The sequence below is a fragment of the Nocardia albiluteola genome, assembly GCF_018860155.1.
Classification (GTDB): Bacteria; Actinomycetota; Actinomycetes; order Mycobacteriales; family Mycobacteriaceae; genus Nocardia; species Nocardia albiluteola.
Genome location: NZ_JAHKNI010000019.1, coordinates 92302 through 110530, shown reverse-complemented (window position 1 = coordinate 110530; position 18229 = coordinate 92302). Strand labels below are relative to the sequence as shown.

Genomic DNA, 18229 nt, shown 5'->3' with positions numbered 1-18229 from the left:
CCGGGGCGGACGGAACCTCAGTCCCGCTCTCCGAGAGCAATGGAAATGCTCTCCCGCAGGGACGTCCGACCGCCCCGGCGCAGCAGCCGATCGAACGACGACTCCCCCAGTTCGGCGCGGATACGAGCGCTGGCCTTGTCGTGCCCGTCGCCCATACCGCCGTAGCCGAGCATCGACGTCTCCCCCGACGCCCAACTGGCGGCCGCGGCCCCCTGCATCCGCGCGGCCAGTTCGGCGTCGCCGCGCTGGACCGCAATCCAGGACATCACCTCCAACACCCAGGCGCACAGGATCCGATCGCCGAATCCCTTGACGAGCCGCAGACACTCGCGTTGCAGGTCGAGGGCACCCGAGAGGTCCCCCGCGTGGAAGGCATCGTATCCACGCACGAAGGTGAGGTATGCGAGGGTCCACTTCTCGCCGGCCGCCGTGCACAACGCCTCCGCCTCACGGCGGAGCCGTACACCGTGGGTGTCGCCGCGCGGCGGCAGACTGATGAGCAGCCCGGTGATGGCGACCGCGAGCCCCTCGGCGTCGCCGCAGTCGCGTTGGCACTGCACCGCCTCCCGGTAGTGCACCCGGGCGAGCTCGAGTTCGCCACCACAGGTCGCGGCGAATCCCAGCGCGGCTGCGGCGTACCCCTGGTCGCCGTGATCGCCGCGTGCGATCGCGAGTTCGCGCGCCCGAGCGGCCCGATCGAGCGCCGTCGTCCGGTCACCCTGCAACATCACCACGATCGACGAACTCCACTGCGCCCGTGATCGATTCGCCTCGCCCATCGAGGAGGACTCGAGCGCCGCCGACAACCAGCGCCGCGCCTCCGACAGGCTGCAGCTGGCCAGCCAATAGAAGTGCAGCGACGTCACTATCTCGATACCCGCCAGGGACAGCTGCCCGTCGCTGCGGCTGTAGGAAAGGGCCGCGCGGAAGTTCTCCCGCTCGTCGTGGACCATGTTGTACAACCCCTGCTGACCGGGTCCGAACCACCCCCGCCGGAACTCCGCGGCCAGGCGCCGGTACCGGGCGACGAATCGTTGCAGGCACGCCTGCCGCAGGTCGGTCTCGGCCAGGCGCTCGCGCCCGAAGTCGCGCAGCGTCACCAGCAGCCGGTAGCGACGGACACCACCGACGGTGCTGGACAACAACATCGACTTGTCCACCAGCGACGCCAGAATCAACCGGACATCCCGCTCCTGGTATCCGGGACCTGTGCAGACTTCCGCCGCGGCCGCCGCGGTGAAACGTCCCGTGAATACCGACATCATGGCCCACACGTCGCGTTCCTGGGCGGTGAGCAGGTCGTAGCTCCATTCCACCAGCGCCTGCAGCGAGCCGTGCCGCGGATCCGCAGGCCGGCCGGCGGTGGCGAACATCCGGAACCGGTCGGCGAGCATCGCCAGCATCTCGTCCAGTCCGTACGCGCGCAGCCGGGCGGCCGCCAACTCGATGGCCAGCGGCATCCCGTCGAGTTGCTCACACAGCCGGGCCACCGCGACCCGGTTGTCGTCGGTCAGCGCGAAATCCGGATCGGCTGCCCGCGCGCGCGCGGCGAACAGGGCGATCGCCTCGGATTCGGCCCCCTCCTCTGTGCCGGCGGCGGTCGGATCGGGCAGCGAGAGCGGCATGACCGGATAGACATGTTCACCATTGACGCCCAGCACCCGCTGACTGGTCACCAGCACGCGCAATCCGCCGATCGACTGCAGCAACTCCTCGACCAGCGGGCCGCACGAGTCGACCAGATGCTCGCAGCTGTCCAACACGATCAGGGCGTCGCGATCGCCCCACGCGTCCGAGATTCGGTCGACCAGGGCCCGGATCGGGCTGCGCGCGCCGGTCCGTTCGTCGGCGAGTCGCAGGTCGTCGGCGATCTTGTCGATGAGCAGTTCCGGTTCGAGCACGGTTCCCAACTCGACGAGCCAGGTGTTCGCGTGCAACGGCGACGCCGCCGCCGCCTCCATCGCGAGCCGGGTCTTGCCCACCCCGCCCGGGCCGGTGAGCGTGACCAGACGCGCCGTCGTCAACAGTGCGCCGACATCGGCAAGCTCAGCCCGCCGTCCGACAAAGCTGGTCAACTGCAGCGGCAAGCGCGGAGGTCGCGCGGTCCAGCCCGACGGGGAGCGCTCCCGCGCCGGTCTCGGGGCGGACGTGTCCCGCGATCCCGTCACGCCGGGCAGGGCCATCTCGTCGATCGGCAGGCCGCTGCGCAGCTCGACCTCGCGCACGAGGTTTCCGAACTCCACCGCGGTGTGCGGGCGTTCGACCGGATCGCGCGCCATCGCGGCTTCGATCAGCTCGCACGCGACCCCGGGCACTCCCTGCTGGCGCAGATCGGGGATGTGATCCCGGACGATCCGCAGCAGCTGCGCGACAGCCTGCTCCCCCTTGCGTCGTTCGAAGGCGGCATGACCGGAGACCAGGCAGAACAGTGTGGCACCGAGCGCGTAGACGTCGGACTCGACGCTCGGCGGCCCGCCCTCGAGCACCTCGGGGGCGGTGAACGCCAGAGTGCCGGTCACGGTACCGGCGGTGGTCTCGAACCCACCGGTGGTGCGGGCGATACCGAAGTCGGTGAGCTGTGGCTCGCCGTAGTCGGTCAGCAGGACGTTCGCCGGCTTCACGTCCCGGTGCAGAATCCCCGCACCATGGGCCGTCTCGAGGGCGCCGGCCAGCTTCACGCCGACATGCATGGCCTCCGACCAGGTCAGCGGCCCCTGTCGCCGGATTCTCGCCTCCAGCGAGCCCGCACCGCAGAACGGCATCACGATGAAGGGCCGGCCGCCGGCGATGACCCCCACCTCGTAGATCGAGACGATGTTCGGATGCCCCGAGAGCGTGCCCATCGCGTATTCCTCGCGTAGGAAGCGTTCCTGATTCTCGCGGTCGAGGGACGACGAGAGCACCTTGACCGCGACCGTCCGGCCGAGGGCACCCTGCCGGCACCGAAGCACGACGCCGAAGCCGCCGCGGCCGACCTCGTGTGAATCCTCGAATCCGGCCGCGCTCAGTTCAGCTGCAACTGCCTCGATCGGATCGAATCCGCCGGGGTACGCCTGGGTCGCCAGTGGGTCCGGATCGGCCACAGCACGCTCTCCTCGAACACCTGTGTCACTGCCTGCAGAGCGTTTTCCAGACTACCCGCGGGCCAGACCGTTCGTTTGCTCGCCTGTTGCCCTCCATCAGCATTCGACGACGTTGACCGAGACGTTGACGGCGAGCCCGCCCATGGACGTCTCCTTGTACTTCGAACTCATGTCCAGCCCGGTCGCGCGCATCGTCTCGATCACCTGATCGAGGCTGACACGATGAGTTCCGTCCCCGCGCAATGCCATCCGGGCGGCATTGATGGCCTTGCCCGCCGAGATCGCGTTCCGTTCGATGCACGGGATCTGGACGAGCCCGCCGATCGGGTCGCACGTCAGGCCCAGGCTGTGCTCCATGGCGATTTCCGCGGCATTCTCCACCTGCGCCGGCGTACCGCCGAGGATCTCCGCGAGCCCCGCCGCCGCCATCGAGGCGGCGGACCCGACCTCGCCCTGGCACCCGACCTCGGCGCCGGAAATCGAGGCGCGTTCCTTGTAGAGCGACCCGACCGCACCCGCCGCCAGCAGGAAGCGAATGGCCGTGCCGTCCGGATCGGACTTGCCCATGGGCGTGTAGTTGGTGGCGTAGTACAGCACCGCCGGAATGATCCCGGCCGCACCGTTGGTGGGAGCGGTGACGATCCGTCCCCCGGAGGCGTTCTCCTCGTTGACCGCCAGGGCCACCAGATTCACCCAGTCCTCGGCAAAGGCGGGGTCCCGGTCGGGATCCTCGCGACGTAGACGTTCGTACCAGTCGCGGGCCCGGCGCCGGACGCGCAATCCACCCGGCAGGTAACCCACCCGCGAAATACCCAGCTCGAAGCACCCCACCAGCACGTCCCTGATGTGCAGCAACCGGCTGCGGACCTCGCACTCGGGCCGGGCCGCACGTTCATACTCGAGCATCACGTCACCGATCGAGATCCCGCGGTGCTCGGTGATCTCCAGCAACTCCTTCGCGGAACCGAACGAGAGCGCCGGCTGGTCCGCCTGCGCCTGCGCGACCGTCTCGAACTCGGTGACCACGAAGCCGCCGCCGATGGAGTAGTAGGTCTCCCGCAGCAGTTCCTGCCCGCCGTCGCCGGTCGCGGTGACGGTCATCGCGTTCGGATGAAAGTCTCGAACGGTCAACGGATGCAGCACGATCTCGTCTTCGGCGAGATCGATCTCCCGGACGCCACCCAGCATGATCCGGCGGGTCTCCCGCAATGTCGCAAGGCGGCTGTCCTTCTCCTGCGTCTCGATGGTCTCCGGCCGGTACCCCTCCAGCCCGAGCAGGATCGCGGAGAAGGTGCCGTGGCCGGCGCCGGTGGCCGCGAGCGATCCGTAGAGGTCGACGCGGACACCGGCGACGGCATCGAGCACACCGAGGGAAGCGAGGGCCGCGGCGAACCTCTCGCCCGCCCGCATCGGGCCGACGGTGTGTGAACTGGACGGACCGATGCCGACCGTGAAGAGGTCGAACACGCTGATGGTCATGAGCCGAGGTCCTTCCGGATCTTCGCAGCGAGTACCGCAGCGAGGAGCGAAGGTAAGGGCAGCGCAGCCATGCTCTACAGCTCCGGGTAGAGGGGGTACTTGTCGGCGAGCGTGCGCACGTCGGTCGCCAGCGCCGACACGTCCGCCTCCGGCGCCGCGATCAACGCCCGGGCGATGAGGTCGGCGACCTTCTCGAAGTCCCCGGCGGCGAAACCCCTGGCAGCCAGGGCAGGGGTGCCGATCCGCAGCCCGGAGGTCACCATCGGCGGACGCGGATCGAACGGCACCGCGTTGCGATTGACCGTGATTCCGATCGCGTCGAGGCGATCCTCCGCCTGCTGGCCGTCGATCTTTGCGTCCCGCAGGTCGACCAGGACCAGGTGCACGTCGGTCCCGCCGGTCAGCACGGAGATGCCTGCGCCCTTCACGTCCGGTCGGCTCAACCGCTCCGCCAGGATCTTGGCGCCGTCGAGGCAACGCTGCTGCCGCTCGGCGAACTCGGGCTGGGCGGCCATCTTGAATGCGGTCGCCTTGCCCGCGATGACGTGCTCGAGCGGCCCGCCCTGCTGGCCGGGGAACACCGCCGAGTTGATCTTCTTCGCGATGTCGGCCTCGTTGGTCAGGATGATGCCGCCGCGCGGTCCGCCGAGTGTCTTGTGTGTCGTCGAGGTGACCACGTGCGCGTGCGGGACCGGTGACGGGTGCAGCCCGGCCGCGACGAGCCCGGCGAAGTGGGCCATGTCCACCATCAGGTAGGCGCCGACCTCGTCCGCGATCTCGCGGAAGCGGGCGAAGTCCAGGTGCCGGGGGTAGGCCGACCAGCCGGCGATGATCAGCTGCGGCCTGTGCTCGCGTGCCGCCCTGGCCACGTCGTCCATGTCGATGAGGTAGTCGCTCTCCGAGACCCCGTACGCCGCAACGTGGTACAGCTTCCCGGAGAAGTTCAGCCGCATGCCGTGCGTGAGGTGTCCGCCGTCGGCGAGGGACAGGCCGAGGATGGTGTCGCCCGGCTTGATCAGCGCGTGCATCACCGACGCGTTCGCCGTGGCTCCGGAGTGCGGCTGCACGTTGGCGAACTGCGCGCCGAAGAGCCCCTTGATCCGGTCGATGGCGAGTTGCTCGATCTCGTCGACGTGCTCGCACCCGCCGTAGTACCGGCGCCCCGGGTAGCCCTCGGCGTATTTGTTGGTCAGCACCGAACCCTGCGCCTGCATGACGGCGATCGGGGCGTGGTTCTCGGAGGCGATCATCTCGAGCCCGGTGCGCTGACGCTCGAGTTCCTTACCGATGAGCGCGGCGACGTCGGGATCGAAATCCGCGAGGGTCTGGTTCAGGACACTCATGCCGTGACTCCGTTCTTCTCCGCGTACTGGGCGGCGGTCAACAGGTCACCGGCGGCGGAGGGCTGCACGGCGAACAGCCAGCCCTCCCCGTAGGGGTCGGAGGTGACCAGACCCGGGTCGTCGACGACGGCGCTGTTGACCAGGGTCACCCGGCCGCTGACCGGCGGGTACAGCTCGGAGACGGTCTTGGTGGACTCGACCTCCCCGCAGCTCTCGCCTGCGACTATGGTGGCGCCGACCTCGGGCAGCTCCACGAAGACCAGCTCGCCGAGCGAGTCGACGGCGATCGAGGTGATGCCGACCCGGACGGGGTGGTCGGGGAGCTCGGCTCCCGGTGTGATGGCCACCCACTCGTGTTCGGCGGTGTAGCCGCGGTCGTCGGGCAGATCGGATGAGGACATGCTTGTACCTTCTCGAGGGCTCTCGTTGGTGACTGGGTAGATCGATAGTGTTCGAGCGCTCCGGCTTCAGGAGCGGCGATAGAAGGGCAAGGGAGTGACCACGAAGGGTTCCTTCTTGCCCCGGACGTCCACGGTCAGCTCCGTCCCGGACTCCTGCGCAGCCGCGTCCACGAAGGCGAACGCGATCGGGTAGCCGAGCGTCGGCGAGAGCGCACCGGAGGTGACGACACCGACTGCCGTCTGGCCCGCCGCGTCGTACACGGTGTAGTGGGCGCGGGCCGCTCGCCGACCGGTGCCTCTTAGTCCTACCAGCACCCGCTCGATGGGCCGCTGCGAGAGTTCCTGCAGCGCATCGCGTCCCACGAACTTCTTGCCCAGCCGGACCACCTTGCCGAGGCCGGCCTCATAGGGGTTGGTGTCCAGGGTCAGCTCGTGACCGTACAGCGCCATACCCGCCTCGAGCCGCAGGGTGTCGCGGCAGGCGAGACCGGCCGGCACACCGCCACGGTCCGCGGTCGCGTCGAGCAGTGCCCGCCACAGGCCCACCGCCTGCGCGTTGGGCACATACAGCTCGAAGCCGTCCTCGCCGGTGTACCCGGTGCGGGCGAGCAGCACATCGATACCGGCGACCGACGCGGGGGTGACCGCGTAGTACTTCAGCTCCGTCACGACTGCGACCTGCTCGTCCGGCACCAGTGCCTGCACGATGTCCTGGGCGGCCGGACCCTGCACGGCGATCAGCGCGGTCCGCGCCGACTGGTCGTCGACCTCGGCATCGAAACCCTCGGCGCGCAAGACGAGTTCACGTGCCACGGTCGGCGCGTTGGACGCGTTGGCCACGACCAGGAAGCGCTCCTCGGCGAGCCGGTAGACGACCAGGTCGTCGATCACTCCGCCGTCGGTGTTGCACACCAGCGAGTACTTGGCCCGTCCGATGCCGATCTTGGAGAGTTCGCCGACAAGCGCGTGGTCGAGCAGGGCACCGGCGGCGGGGCCGGTGATCGCGATCTCGCCCATATGCGAGAGGTCGAAGAGCCCGGCAGTGCTGCGCACCGCCCGGTGCTCGGTGAGCTCGCTGCCGTACTTGAGTGGCATCTGCCAGCCGGCGAAGTCGGTGAAGCTCGTCTCGAGGGCGGCGTGCTCTTCGAGCAGCGGAGATGCGGGAGAGGCCGAGACGGACGAAACGGTAGTCATGCGAAAGCCTCCTCGCGGGTGTCGGCGTTCGCCGCGGTGTCGGTGTAGGTGTGGCTGGTCGGGGTTTCGAATGCCGTGGGCGCCGGGCAGGAGCAGACGAGGTTGCGGTCCCCGTGTACCCCGTCGATCCGGCGTACCGGCGGCCAGTACTTCGCGGCGCGCAGGGAGGCAACGGGGAAGCCGGCCAGGTGGCGGGGGTAGGGCAGCGTCCACTCGTCGGCGGTGACCTGTTCCGCGGTGTGCGGCGCCTGCCGCAGCGGGCTGCGCTCGAGCGGCCACACCCCGGTGCCGACCAGGTCGATCTCCTGCCGGATCGCGACCATCGCCTGGATGAACCGGTCCAGCTCGGCCAGGTCCTCGGACTCCGTCGGTTCGACCATCAGGGTGCCGGTCACCGGGAAGGACAGGGTCGGCGCGTGGAATCCGTAGTCGATCAGTCGCTTTGCCACGTCCTCGGCGGTCACTCCCGTCTCCTTGGTGATGGCGCGCAGGTCGAGGATGCACTCGTGCGCCACCAGACCAGACGGTCCGGTGTAGAGCACCGGGAAGTGCGCGTCGAGCGACTTCGCGACGTAGTTGGCCGCCAGCACCGCGGTCTCGGTGGCGCCGGTCAGGCCGTCCGGGCCCATCAGCGCGAGGTACGCCCAGGTGATCGGCAGGATGCCGGCCGAGCCGTAGTTCGCGGCCGAGACCGGGGCTCCCCCGTCGCCACCTCCGAGTGGGTTTCCGGGCAGGAACGGGGCGAGATGCTCGCGCACCGCGACCGGTCCGACACCGGGTCCGCCGCCGCCGTGCGGGATGCAGAAGGTCTTGTGCAGGTTCAGGTGTGAGACGTCGCCACCGAACTTGCCCGGCTGGGCCAGGCCGACCAGCGCGTTGAGGTTCGCACCGTCGACGTACACCTGACCGCCGGCCTCGTGCACCAGGTCGCAGACCGTGCGCACGTCGTTTTCGTATACGCCGTGCGTGGAGGGGTAGGTGAGCATGATCGCGGCGACCTTGCCCTCGTGGACCGCAATCTTGGCGCGCAGATCGTCGATGTCGATGTTGCCGTTGGCCGCGGTGGCCACCACGACCACCCGCATCCCGGCCAGGACCGCCGAGGCGGCGTTCGTTCCGTGTGCGGACTGCGGGATGAGACAGATGTCGCGGCCGCTCTCACCGCGGGACTCGTGGTATCCGTGAATCGCTAGCAGCCCGGCCAGCTCACCCTGCGATCCGGCGTTGGGCTGCAACGAGACTCGATCATATCCGGTGATCTTCCCGAGCCACCGCTCGAGGTCGCCGATCAGCTCCAGGTACCCACCGGTCTGCTCGGCGGGCGCGTAGGGGTGGATGCCGGCGAATCCGGGCCAGCTGATGGGCTCCATCTCCACAGCGGAGTTCAGCTTCATCGTGCACGACCCCAGCGGGATCATGGTGCGGTCCAGCGCGAGATCCTTGTCCGAGAGCTTCCGGAGGAACCGCAGCATCGCGGTTTCCGAACGGTGCTCGTGGAACACCGGGTGCTGCAAGAACTTCGAGGTGCGGCCGAGCTCGGCCGGCAGCCCGGAGACCGCGGCCGGCGTTGCCGTCACTGTCGCGCCGAAGGCGGCCACGACGCGGCGCACGATGTCGTCGGTGGTGCACTCGTCGCAGGAGATGCCGACGTGGTGGTCGTCCACCAGGCGCAGGTTGATGCCGAAGCGATCGGCGTTGGCGACGAACTCCCGTGCCTGACCGGGCACCCGGACCCGCACGGTGTCGAAGAAGTGGTCGTGCATGATCTGGTGGCCGGCCGCCCGCAGGCTCTCTGCAATCGTCACGGCATGGCGGTGAACGCGGGTTGCGATGGCGCGCAACCCCTCCGGACCGTGGTAGGCCGCGTACATGGCGGCCACGTTGGCGAGCAGTGCCTGCGCCGTGCAGATGTTGCTGGTCGCCTTGTCCCGACGGATGTGCTGCTCGCGAGTCTGCAGCGCGAGCCGGTAGGCGGGCTGTCCGTCGACGTCGACGGAGACCCCGACCAGGCGGCCCGGGAGCATGCGCTCGAGCCCGGTGCGTACAGCCATGTAGCCGGCGTGCGGGCCGCCGAAGAACAGCGGCACGCCGAAGCGCTGTGCGGATCCGACCGCGATGTCGCAGCCCTGTTCGCCGGGCGGCGTCACGATCGTCAACGAGAGCAGGTCGGCGGCCACCGTGGTCAGCGCGCCGCGCTCGCCCGCGGCCGCGATCAGCGGCGCCAGGTCGCGCACGGCGCCGCTCGCTCCCGGCGCCTGGAACACCACACCGAATGCGTCGGCGTTGGGCAATTCACTGGAGAGATCCGCGACCAGCACCTCGATGCCGACCGACTTGGCGCGCCCCCGGACGACCGCGAGGGTCTGCGGCAGGCAGTCCGCGTCGACGATCACCCGGTTCGTGGCTGACTTGGACTTGTTCGCCCGCCGCATGAGCAGCACGGCCTCCATCACGGCGGTGGCCTCGTCCAGCAGGGAGGCCCCGGCCAGGGGGAGCGCGGTGAGATCCTCGATCAACGTCTGGAAGGTCAGCAACGCCTCGAGCCGACCCTGGGAGATCTCCGGCTGGTAGGGCGTATAGGCGGTGTACCAGGCCGGTGATTCGAGCATGTTTCGCCGCAAAACCGCAGGTGTGACGGTGTCGTGGTAGCCGAGACCGATCATCTGGACACGGGTCTGATTGCGGTCGGCGAGGGCGCGCAGGTCGGCGAGGACCTGCGGCTCGCTCCGGGCCGCCGGCAGGTCCATGGCCTGCTCGCTGCGGATCTGGTCCGGCACCGCGGCGTCGATGAGCTCATCGAGCGTCTCGTAGCCGAGTGCCTCGAGCATGTGCTGTGCCGCGGACGCGTCGGGACCGATATGACGCGAGGGAAAGTCGCTGGTAGAGGGCCCACCATGGGGGGCAATGCGGGTTTCAACCGACACGAGGTGACTCCGGTTTCGCTGTGTCCGGACCGCACCGGACATCGACTAAGGGACACCTCCCCGCTCTGTCCTGAAACCTGAGAGATTGGGCGTTGCCGCGGCTACGGCGTTGCTCTTCACCTTCGGTAAGTACCGGCCTGCGGCCGTTCCTGCTCTCCAGAGTTGCCTCTGCGCTGCGGTACTGGGGCCTGAGAGATTCCCGGGGAGGAAGTTGCTCCTACGGCGCCTCGGAGTTCAGAAACATGAAACTCGGAGGTTCTCCCGCTGCGCGTCATCGGCGTCTTCAGTTGTGACGGGCAGAACTGTACACACTCCCCCGGGGTTTGTCTGCCACCAACTTCTCGCCGGCCACTCGACCGCCGATCACCCTTGCCAAAATACGGCAGCGTTTGGCATCCTCGCTCTGGAACTCGCTCACTGTGACCGCACACATCGAGCATTCGGCGTCCCGATACCAAGTCCCGCAACGGTATCGAGGGACTGCTTCCTCTCCCCTGCCGACACCGCGTCCTGCGAGCGTTGCCCGGCCATGATCGTGCGGGTCTCACATCACCGGCGACTTCGCGTCGCCGCACAGCAGCCGGATCCTGCCAGCGAGATCGCACAGGCTCCGGCTATCGAAGGAGTTCCCATGAGCACCCCCCTCGCCCCGGACGGGCGTCGACTGCTTCGGCTCGAGGTTCGCAACGCCCAGACTCCGGTCGAACGCAAGCCGCCGTGGATGAAGGTGCGGATGCGCACCGGGCCCGAGTACCGAGCGCTCGCCGCTCTCGTCGAACGCGAGAACCTGCACACCGTCTGCCAGGAGGCGGGGTGCCCCAACATCTTCGAGTGCTGGGAGGACCGCGAGGCGACCTTCCTGATCGGCGGAGACCAGTGCACGCGGCGCTGCGACTTCTGCCAGATCGACACGGGCAAACCCGCCGCCCTCGACCTCGACGAGCCGCGACGGGTCGCCGAGTCGGTGAGCGCGATGGGCCTGCGGTACGCCACGGTGACCGGCGTCGCCCGCGACGATCTACCGGACGGCGGCTCCTGGCTGTATGCCGAAACGGTGCGCCAGATTCGCCGGCAGAGCCCGGGCACCGGCGTAGAACTGTTGATTCCGGACTTCAACGCGGATCCCGGACAACTGCGTGAGGTCTTCAACACCCGTCCGGATGTGCTGGCGCACAACGTCGAGACCGTTCCACGCGTGTTTCGCCGGATCCGGCCCGCCTTCACCTATGAGCGGTCGCTCGAGGTGATCACCCGGGCCGGGGCGGACGGTCTGATCACGAAGTCGAACCTCATCCTCGGGCTGGGCGAAACCACCGACGAGGTGATCCAGGCACTGCGCGACCTGCACGACGCGGGCTGCCAGCTGATCACGATCACCCAGTACCTGCGGCCGTCGTCCCGGCACCATCCCGTCGAGCGGTGGGCCGAGCCCGAGGAGTTCGCGCGCCTGGGGCAGGTTGCCCGCGAGATCGGATTCCTCGGCGTCCTGTCGGGTCCACTGGTCCGGTCCTCCTACCGTGCGGGCCGCCTGCATGCCGAGGCGATGGCCGCCTCCCGGTAGACCCGCGAAATGCCTTCATCCACACAGCTTTCACGTTCCACACCAGGAGTATTCACATGACCTCACGATCCGCAGACGTGGTCGTTCTCGGCGGCGGTTCCGGCGGGTACGCCGCCGCCATCCGCTCGGCCGAACTCGGCCGCTCGGTCATCCTCGTCGAGGAGAACGAGCTCGGTGGCACCTGCCTGCACCGCGGGTGCATTCCCACCAAGGCGCTGCTGCATGCCGCCGAGGTGGCCGACAACGCCCGCACGGCTTCGCAATTCGGCGTCGATGCGTCGTTCGGAGGCATCGACGCGGAGAAGGTGCTCAGCTACAAGGACACCATCGTCACCCGGTTGCACAAGGGCCTGCAGGGCCTGATCAGTTCATACGGCATCGACGTGGTCAACGGCCGCGGCCGGTTCGTCGCACCCGATGGCGTCGAGGTCGACGGCGAGTTGATCACCGGCACCGACGTGATCCTCGCGACCGGGTCGTACCCCAAGTCGCTGCCCGGGATCAGCATCGGCGGCCGGGTGATCACCAGCGACCAGGCCCTGACCCTGACCGAGATCCCCGCCAAGGCGGTGATCCTCGGCGGTGGCGTCATCGGTGTCGAGTTCGCCAGTGTCTGGGCATCATTCGGCGCCTCGGTGACGATCGTCGAGGCGCTGCCGCGGCTGGTCCCGAACGAGGACGAGGCGCTCTCGAAGTACCTCGAACGGGCCTTCCGGCGGCGCAAGATCACCGCCAAGACGGGCGCCCGGGTGACCGAGGTGGCACACGACGACGACGGCGTGCGCGTCACCCTCGCGTCCGGCGACGTCCTCGATGCCGACGTCGTGCTGGTCGCGGTGGGCCGAGGTCCGAATACCGCGTCGATGGGCTACGAGGAGGCGGGCATCGTGCTCGACCGCGGCTTCGTCACCACCGACGAGCGACTGCGCACCGCACTGCCGAACGTGTACGCGGTCGGCGACATCGTGCCCGGACTCCAGTTGGCCCACCGCGGATTCCAGCAGGGCATCTTCGTCGCCGAGGAGATCGCGGGACTGAACCCCGACCCGATCGACGAGACCGGCATCCCCCGCGTGACCTACTCACACCCCGAGGTGGCGTCGGTCGGCCTGACCGAGGCCGCGGCACGGGAGGCGTTCGGCGAGGAGATCAAGACCGTGACCTACGACCTCGCGGGCAACGGTAGGAGCCAGATCCTCAAGACCTCGGGAGCAGTCAAACTCATTGTGGCGCCGGATGATTCGGTGATCGGCGTGCACGTGGCCGGCGATCGGGTCGGCGAGCTGATCGGCGAGGCACAGATGCTCTACAACCTGAAGGCCGATGCGGGCGAGGCCGCGAAGTTCGTGCATGCCCATCCCACGCAGGGCGAGGCACTGGGCGAGGCGTTGCTGGCCGTCTCCGGCAAGCCCCTGCACGCACACGGGTAAAGCGTGTCGAACAAACCTCGGTGGGCTGGTCGGCACCGCCCTTCTCGGGCGTCGTCAGTTCATGCCGCAGGGGCGGCGTGAGCGTTGGTTCCCGCGTCGTTCAGGTCCGTTTCACCGTCACGGGGGTGAGGGTCAGAGCGTTCCTGTCGGCGAGCGTTGGTGGCCCGGCCTCCTGCTTGGGGGTCCGGGGTTCGGTGTTGGTCGTTGTGTGCGGTTGCCCAGCGGGCGAGGTTGACCGCAGCGTTGAGGTCACGGTCGATGTGCAGCCCGCAGCCGCACATGTAGACGCGGTCGGCGAGGGTGAGTTGGTCGTCGACCGCTCCGCATGCCGAGCAGAGCTTGCTGGATGGGAACCAGCGGTCGGCGACCGCGAGTTCACCACCGCGCCACGCCTGTTTGTAGCGCAGCTGCCGCGCGAACTCGGCCCAGCCTGCGTCGGAGATCGCTCGGGCCAGGTAGTGGTTGCGTAGCATCCCGGCCACGTTCAGGTCCTCGATGACGAGCCGGTCGTGAGTCTTGACCAGCCCGTTCGACACCTGGTGTAGGAAGTGGCAGCGCGCATTAGCAACATGATGGTGATGCCGCCTCAGTCGCGCGGCGGCTTGGGTGCGGTTGGTGGATCCTTTCTGTTTGCGGGACAACGACTTCGCGAGACGCCGTTGTTTGCGCATCCCGGTGGCCAGCGCTTTCGGGGCCTCGCCGACGCGGGCGACTTCACGCCCGTCGCCGATGGCTGCGACCAGGAACGCCGACAGGCCGCGATCGACACCAACCCAATCGCCGTGCTCGCCGGGTCCGCTCGATCGGTGGTGTTGGGCTGGGTGTAGGTCGGCCGCTTCGGCGTTGAGGCTGATCCACCAGCGGCCGGCGCGGTGAGTGATGGTGGCGAACAGGATCTTCGCACGGTTCTTGGCCAGCATGCGCCGCAAACGGCGGGTGTCGTCGTGCACGGCAACTGCACCGATACCGGGCAGCGTCACAGACCGAGGCCGGTCGCCGTCACCAATCCGGATCGCGGGTTTGCCGTGTTTCGGGTGTTTGTTGCGTAGCCGGAACGACGGCACGGCGCAGGTCTTCTTCTTGAACCTGGGGAAGCCCACGCGGCGACCGCGTCGTTTGCCGGACCGCGAGTCCGACCACGCGGCCAGGGCTTTACCACAGTCGACGGCGGCTTCCTCGAACACCTGCTGGCACACCTCACGCCGCCACGAGAGACCAGTCACCACGGCCTGCGCAACACCGTCCGCATCGACGGCGAACACGCGTCCCGCAGCTTCGGTCTTCTTCCACGCGTTGAACGTGTTGATCAGATCGAACCCGGTCCACGGCACCACGGTGTCGGGGTCTGTCTTGCGTTGCGTGAGGGAAGCTTTCACCGCGCGCAGGCACTGGTTGAACGAGAACCGCGCCGCCCCCGCATGCCGCGCGAGCACATCGAACTGCTCGACCGTTGGGTCGAGGCAGAACTTGAACGTGGTGTGCCGGCTCATCGTGGCCGCAGTCTCGCATATCGCACCGACATCAATGCGCCGCTCACCGCTGGCACAGTTGTTCGACACGCTTTAGCTGTCGCGGCGTGGCTGAGTGGTGGAGAGCAGCTCGGCTGCCCGCACAGCCAGCCATAGCTCTGCCAGCGCGTTCGTGTCCGCCACGTCGCGCTCGGTGAGCGCCTCCACCTTCCGGATTCGGTACATCACCGTCTGCCGGTGGATGTGCATGGCCTGCGCAGTCCGTTGCCACGACCGCTGGTTCTGCAGAAATATGTCGAGGGTTTCGACGAGTTGCGACTGGTGCTTCTCGTCGTAGTCCAGGACCGGCCGCAGGATGCGGTCGACCAGGGTCTGCGCCTCGGCCACGTCGGACAGGCCGATCCAGGGTACGGCGCTGCCGTACCGAGACACGACGGTCCCCTGGCGTTCCGCGATCGACAACGCCCAGGAAGCCTCCCGGGCCGCATCCTCGAACCTGCTGAGCGAACCGATTCTCCCGCTTACTCCGATCCGAGCGGTCGGGCCGAGCGCCCGGATCAGCACGGCGTCGGTGTCGGTGTCATCGGGTACCAGAACGTGGGCTGTATCCATGCGGAGCCGGCACAGATTGGGCAGCGACCGCCGCCACAACGAATTGTGCAGGTCCAGCATGCGATTCGGGTCGTCGCTGCGGGCGGCGACGAGCACCGCGGACGCCGGATCCAGGCCGAGTTCGGCGAGCTGATCGGCGGCAGCGGGAATGTCCATCCGCCCTTCGAGCATCTGAGTGAGCAATCCCGACTTGTAACGCCGCTCGTGTTCGAGCATGAGCCGGGTCTGGGAGAGCTCGATCGATACGACGGTGGCCGCGTGCTGGAGTTGGATCGGGTCGACGCCGACCTTCGGGTCGCTGAGCGCGACCAATGCGGCATCCGCGTGCCGTGGGATATCGGTGAGCATGGCCGCGCGGTCACCGATGGACGGCAGGCCGTACGCTCCACCGGCCACGTTCTTCGACGAGTCCGACAATGCCGCGATGGCGTCGCTGACGGTCGGATCCAGCGGCGGCGTGTCCGGGAACCATGGCTCGCCGGTCGCGCGTTCGCATACCTGGATCTCACATCCCAGCTCACGCGCCAGCGCGGACAGGACGGCGGCTGGGTCGGCGCCGTGCGCGGTGTGGCGGCGGATCAGGTCATACATCCGGACCGTGCGACTGAGCCGCTGCGACTGGTCGAGAAGGGTGGCCTCCGCGACGGCCCGCGAGATGGCGACGAAGGGCAGCGGATACCGGATCCACAGCAGCGGAAACCCCAGTTCGTCACTGATCCTCGACACTGCCCTGGTGAGCGGCGGGCAGTACATGTTCTCGCCGATGCCGAGGCCGGCCACACCCTTCGCGGCGAGCTGTCGCACCAGGTCGGCCTGCGCTTTCGCTGATTTCGGAAACGACATACCGTTGGTCATCAGGAACTCGCCGCCGGTCACCCAGCGCCAGGGTTCGGGGAGATCGGTGACGTGTGTCCACGCGACTTCACGTCCGAGACCAGCCGCTCCGGAGTGCACTTCTAGTCGGAGGTGCGGGATCTCCGTGAGCTCGCCGATGGTGATTGCCACGATCGCATCTTAGGCCCCGGTGCTCAGGCCGTTTGTGCGATCGAATAGAACATCGGGCCGCCCCCGCCCGAAAGGGTGGAGCGGTGTCCGGCAGTACACCGCTCCACCCTTCTGGTGGACTGGAGCCTCAGCTCCGTCTCATCGGCACGGCATGGCCGAGTTCACTTCCAGTTCCGGTGCTCGTCGCCGGGGCTCATGCACCGTGGTTGATCATGACGTGCTTGGTCCGGGAGAAGTCATCGAGCGCATAGAGTGAGAGGTCGCGCCCGTAGCCCGATCCCTTGAACCCACCCCACGGCGCCTCGTTTGCGAACACCAGGTGCGAGTTGACCCAGACGGTGCCGAAGTCGAGCCGCTTGGGCACGTCGAGGGACAGACCCGCGTCCTGGGTCCAGACCGACGCCGCGAGTCCGTACGGTGTCTCGTTGGCCCTCGCAACCGCCTCGTCGGTGGTGCTGAACGATTCGACCGTCACGACGGGGCCGAAGATTTCGTGCTGGGTGATCGGCGCCCCGGCCGGCACCCCGCTGAACACCGTCGGTTCGATGAAGTAGCCGGGGCCGTCCAGGACCCCGCCGCCGACGGCCGCATGCAAGCCGGCCGCGGTTGCCTCGGCCAGCGCATCCCGGACGCGCTCGAAGTGCGGGCGGGAAACCACGGGACCGATTTCGACGTCGTCCCCGGCGGCCGGCGCGCCGACCACCAGGCGGCCGACTTCCTCAACCAGGAGTTCGGTGAACTTTTCCGCCACCGATTCGTGCACCAGCACCCGGCAGGCCGCGCCGCAGTCCTGGCCCCCATTCCAGAATCCGGCGTTACGCACTCCGGTCGCGGCCGCACCGAGGTCGGCGTCGGCGAAGACGACGACGGGTGCTTTGCCACCGAGTTCGAGGTGAACGCGTTTGACCGACCGTGAGGCAGTTTCCGCGACCGCCTGGCCGCTGAGAACACTTCCCGTCACCGCGACAAGTGCGATGTCGGGGTGTTCGGCCAGGCGCTGTCCCACTGTCCGGCCGCGGCCGGACACGATATTGACGATCCCGTCGGGGATCTGTCCGGCGACGAGTTCGGCCAGCTTCAGTGTCGACAGCGGCGTCTGTTCGGAGGGCTTGAGCACCACGCTGTTTCCGGCGGCAAGAATGGGGGCGATCTTCCACGCGGCCATCAGCAGCGGATAGTTCCAGGGCGTAATCACCCCGACCACTCCGACCGGTTCGCGGAGAATGACCGAGGTGTGTCCCTGCGCGTAGTCTCCAGCGGCCAGGGAAGTCAGCGTCCGCCCCGCCCCCGCCATGAACCGGAACGTGTCGACGGTATTGGAGATATCGTCGTCGGCGACGCTGCGGGGCTTGCCGGTATTCGCGGACTCGAGCACTGCGAGTACTTCACGGTTGGCCTCTACGATGTCCGCGATCCGGGAGAGCACCTCGGATCGTTCCCTCGGCGTGGTGGCGCCCCACGACTTCTGCGCCTCGACGGCCGCCGCCACGGCCGAATCGACATCCTGGACGGTTCCTGCCGGGACGGATCCGAGGACCTTCTCCGTGGCCGGATCGACGACGTCGATGACCTCGGTGGACGAGCCCTGGACAAACGATCCGCCGATGAAGTGGCCCACGGGCGGCAGGTCGGCGACCGGGACCTGATCCGGAGCGGGACGCCGAACCGTGAATCGGCTGATTTCGGTTGATGCCATGATCATTCGCCTGTACTTTCTGCGCCCGGTCC

General features: G+C 68.1%; 11 protein-coding genes and 1 riboswitch. Of the genes, 2 read left to right on the top strand and 9 right to left on the bottom strand.

The window, feature by feature from the left end; all coding sequences use genetic code 11:
* Positions 1–17 precede the first annotated feature (17 nt).
* The 6 genes from KO481_RS37485 to gcvP all read right to left on the bottom strand — a co-directional run bounded on the left by KO481_RS37485 (position 18) and on the right by gcvP (position 10466).
* Complete coding sequence (locus KO481_RS37485) at positions 18–3083, bottom strand: protein kinase domain-containing protein (RefSeq protein WP_215923282.1); 3066 nt, start codon at positions 3081–3083, stop codon at positions 18–20.
* Positions 3084–3179: 96 nt separating this feature from the next.
* Positions 3180–4562: an L-serine ammonia-lyase gene (locus KO481_RS37480; RefSeq protein WP_215923281.1), complete on the bottom strand. Its 1383-nt coding sequence runs from the start codon at positions 4560–4562 to the stop codon at positions 3180–3182.
* Between the two features lie 74 nt (positions 4563–4636).
* The gene (gene glyA, locus KO481_RS37475; RefSeq protein ID WP_215923280.1) at positions 4637–5905 is read right to left on the bottom strand and encodes a serine hydroxymethyltransferase; all 1269 of its coding nucleotides are present in this window, start codon (positions 5903–5905) and stop codon (positions 4637–4639) included.
* Positions 5902–6306, bottom strand: a complete 405-nt coding sequence (gene gcvH / locus KO481_RS37470) for a glycine cleavage system protein GcvH (RefSeq protein WP_215923279.1) — start codon at positions 6304–6306, stop codon at positions 5902–5904. Before gcvH ends, glyA begins: the two co-directional genes overlap by 4 nt.
* A 66-nt stretch (positions 6307–6372) precedes the next feature.
* On the bottom strand, positions 6373–7500 hold the full coding sequence (gene gcvT, locus KO481_RS37465; RefSeq protein WP_215923278.1) for a glycine cleavage system aminomethyltransferase GcvT: 1128 nt from the start codon (positions 7498–7500) through the stop codon (positions 6373–6375).
* Positions 7497–10466, bottom strand: a complete 2970-nt coding sequence (gcvP, locus tag KO481_RS37460) for an aminomethyl-transferring glycine dehydrogenase (protein WP_215923277.1) — start codon at positions 10464–10466, stop codon at positions 7497–7499. The genes gcvT and gcvP overlap by 4 nt, the downstream gene beginning before the upstream one ends.
* 124 nt (positions 10467–10590) lie before the next feature.
* A riboswitch (glycine riboswitch) is annotated at positions 10591–10698 on the bottom strand.
* A 357-nt stretch (positions 10699–11055) separates the two neighbouring features.
* Here gcvP and lipA point away from each other — a divergent pair.
* Both lipA and lpdA read left to right on the top strand, forming a co-directional pair.
* Positions 11056–11985, top strand: a complete 930-nt coding sequence (lipA, locus tag KO481_RS37455; RefSeq protein WP_215923276.1) for a lipoyl synthase — start codon at positions 11056–11058, stop codon at positions 11983–11985.
* A gap of 56 nt (positions 11986–12041) precedes the next feature.
* Positions 12042–13415, top strand: coding sequence for a dihydrolipoyl dehydrogenase (gene lpdA / locus KO481_RS37450; protein WP_215923275.1), 1374 nt, complete (start codon positions 12042–12044; stop codon positions 13413–13415).
* Positions 13416–13474: 59 nt separating this feature from the next.
* On the opposite strand, the gene KO481_RS37445 is transcribed toward lpdA, so the two are convergent.
* From KO481_RS37445 to KO481_RS37435, 3 genes are all read right to left on the bottom strand, one after another.
* Complete coding sequence (locus KO481_RS37445) at positions 13475–14905, bottom strand: RNA-guided endonuclease InsQ/TnpB family protein (protein WP_215923274.1); 1431 nt, start codon at positions 14903–14905, stop codon at positions 13475–13477.
* Between the two features lie 72 nt (positions 14906–14977).
* On the bottom strand, positions 14978–16501 hold the full coding sequence (locus KO481_RS44540) for a PucR family transcriptional regulator (protein WP_215923273.1): 1524 nt from the start codon (positions 16499–16501) through the stop codon (positions 14978–14980).
* A 193-nt stretch (positions 16502–16694) separates the two neighbouring features.
* A complete protein-coding gene (locus KO481_RS37435) occupies positions 16695–18197 on the bottom strand; it encodes an aldehyde dehydrogenase family protein (protein WP_215923272.1) in 1503 nt (500 codons plus the stop codon).
* Positions 18198–18229: the final 32 nt, after the last annotated feature.

What these genes read in the sequence shown, in the direction of transcription:
- KO481_RS37480 (WP_215923281.1), bottom strand. Translation starts at nt 4,562, where the DNA reads ATGACCATCAGCGTGTTCGACCTCTTCACGGTCGGCATCGGTCCGTCC.
- glyA (WP_215923280.1), bottom strand. Translation starts at nt 5,905, where the DNA reads ATGAGTGTCCTGAACCAGACCCTCGCGGATTTCGATCCCGACGTCGCC.
- gcvH (WP_215923279.1), bottom strand. Translation starts at nt 6,306, where the DNA reads ATGTCCTCATCCGATCTGCCCGACGACCGCGGCTACACCGCCGAACAC.
- gcvT (WP_215923278.1), bottom strand. Translation starts at nt 7,500, where the DNA reads ATGACTACCGTTTCGTCCGTCTCGGCCTCTCCCGCATCTCCGCTGCTC.
- gcvP (WP_215923277.1), bottom strand. Translation starts at nt 10,466, where the DNA reads ATGTCCGGTGCGGTCCGGACACAGCGAAACCGGAGTCACCTCGTGTCG.
- lipA (WP_215923276.1), top strand. Translation starts at nt 11,056, where the DNA reads ATGAGCACCCCCCTCGCCCCGGACGGGCGTCGACTGCTTCGGCTCGAG.
- lpdA (WP_215923275.1), top strand. Translation starts at nt 12,042, where the DNA reads ATGACCTCACGATCCGCAGACGTGGTCGTTCTCGGCGGCGGTTCCGGC.
- KO481_RS37445 (WP_215923274.1), bottom strand. Translation starts at nt 14,905, where the DNA reads ATGAGCCGGCACACCACGTTCAAGTTCTGCCTCGACCCAACGGTCGAG.
- KO481_RS37435 (WP_215923272.1), bottom strand. Translation starts at nt 18,197, where the DNA reads ATGGCATCAACCGAAATCAGCCGATTCACGGTTCGGCGTCCCGCTCCG.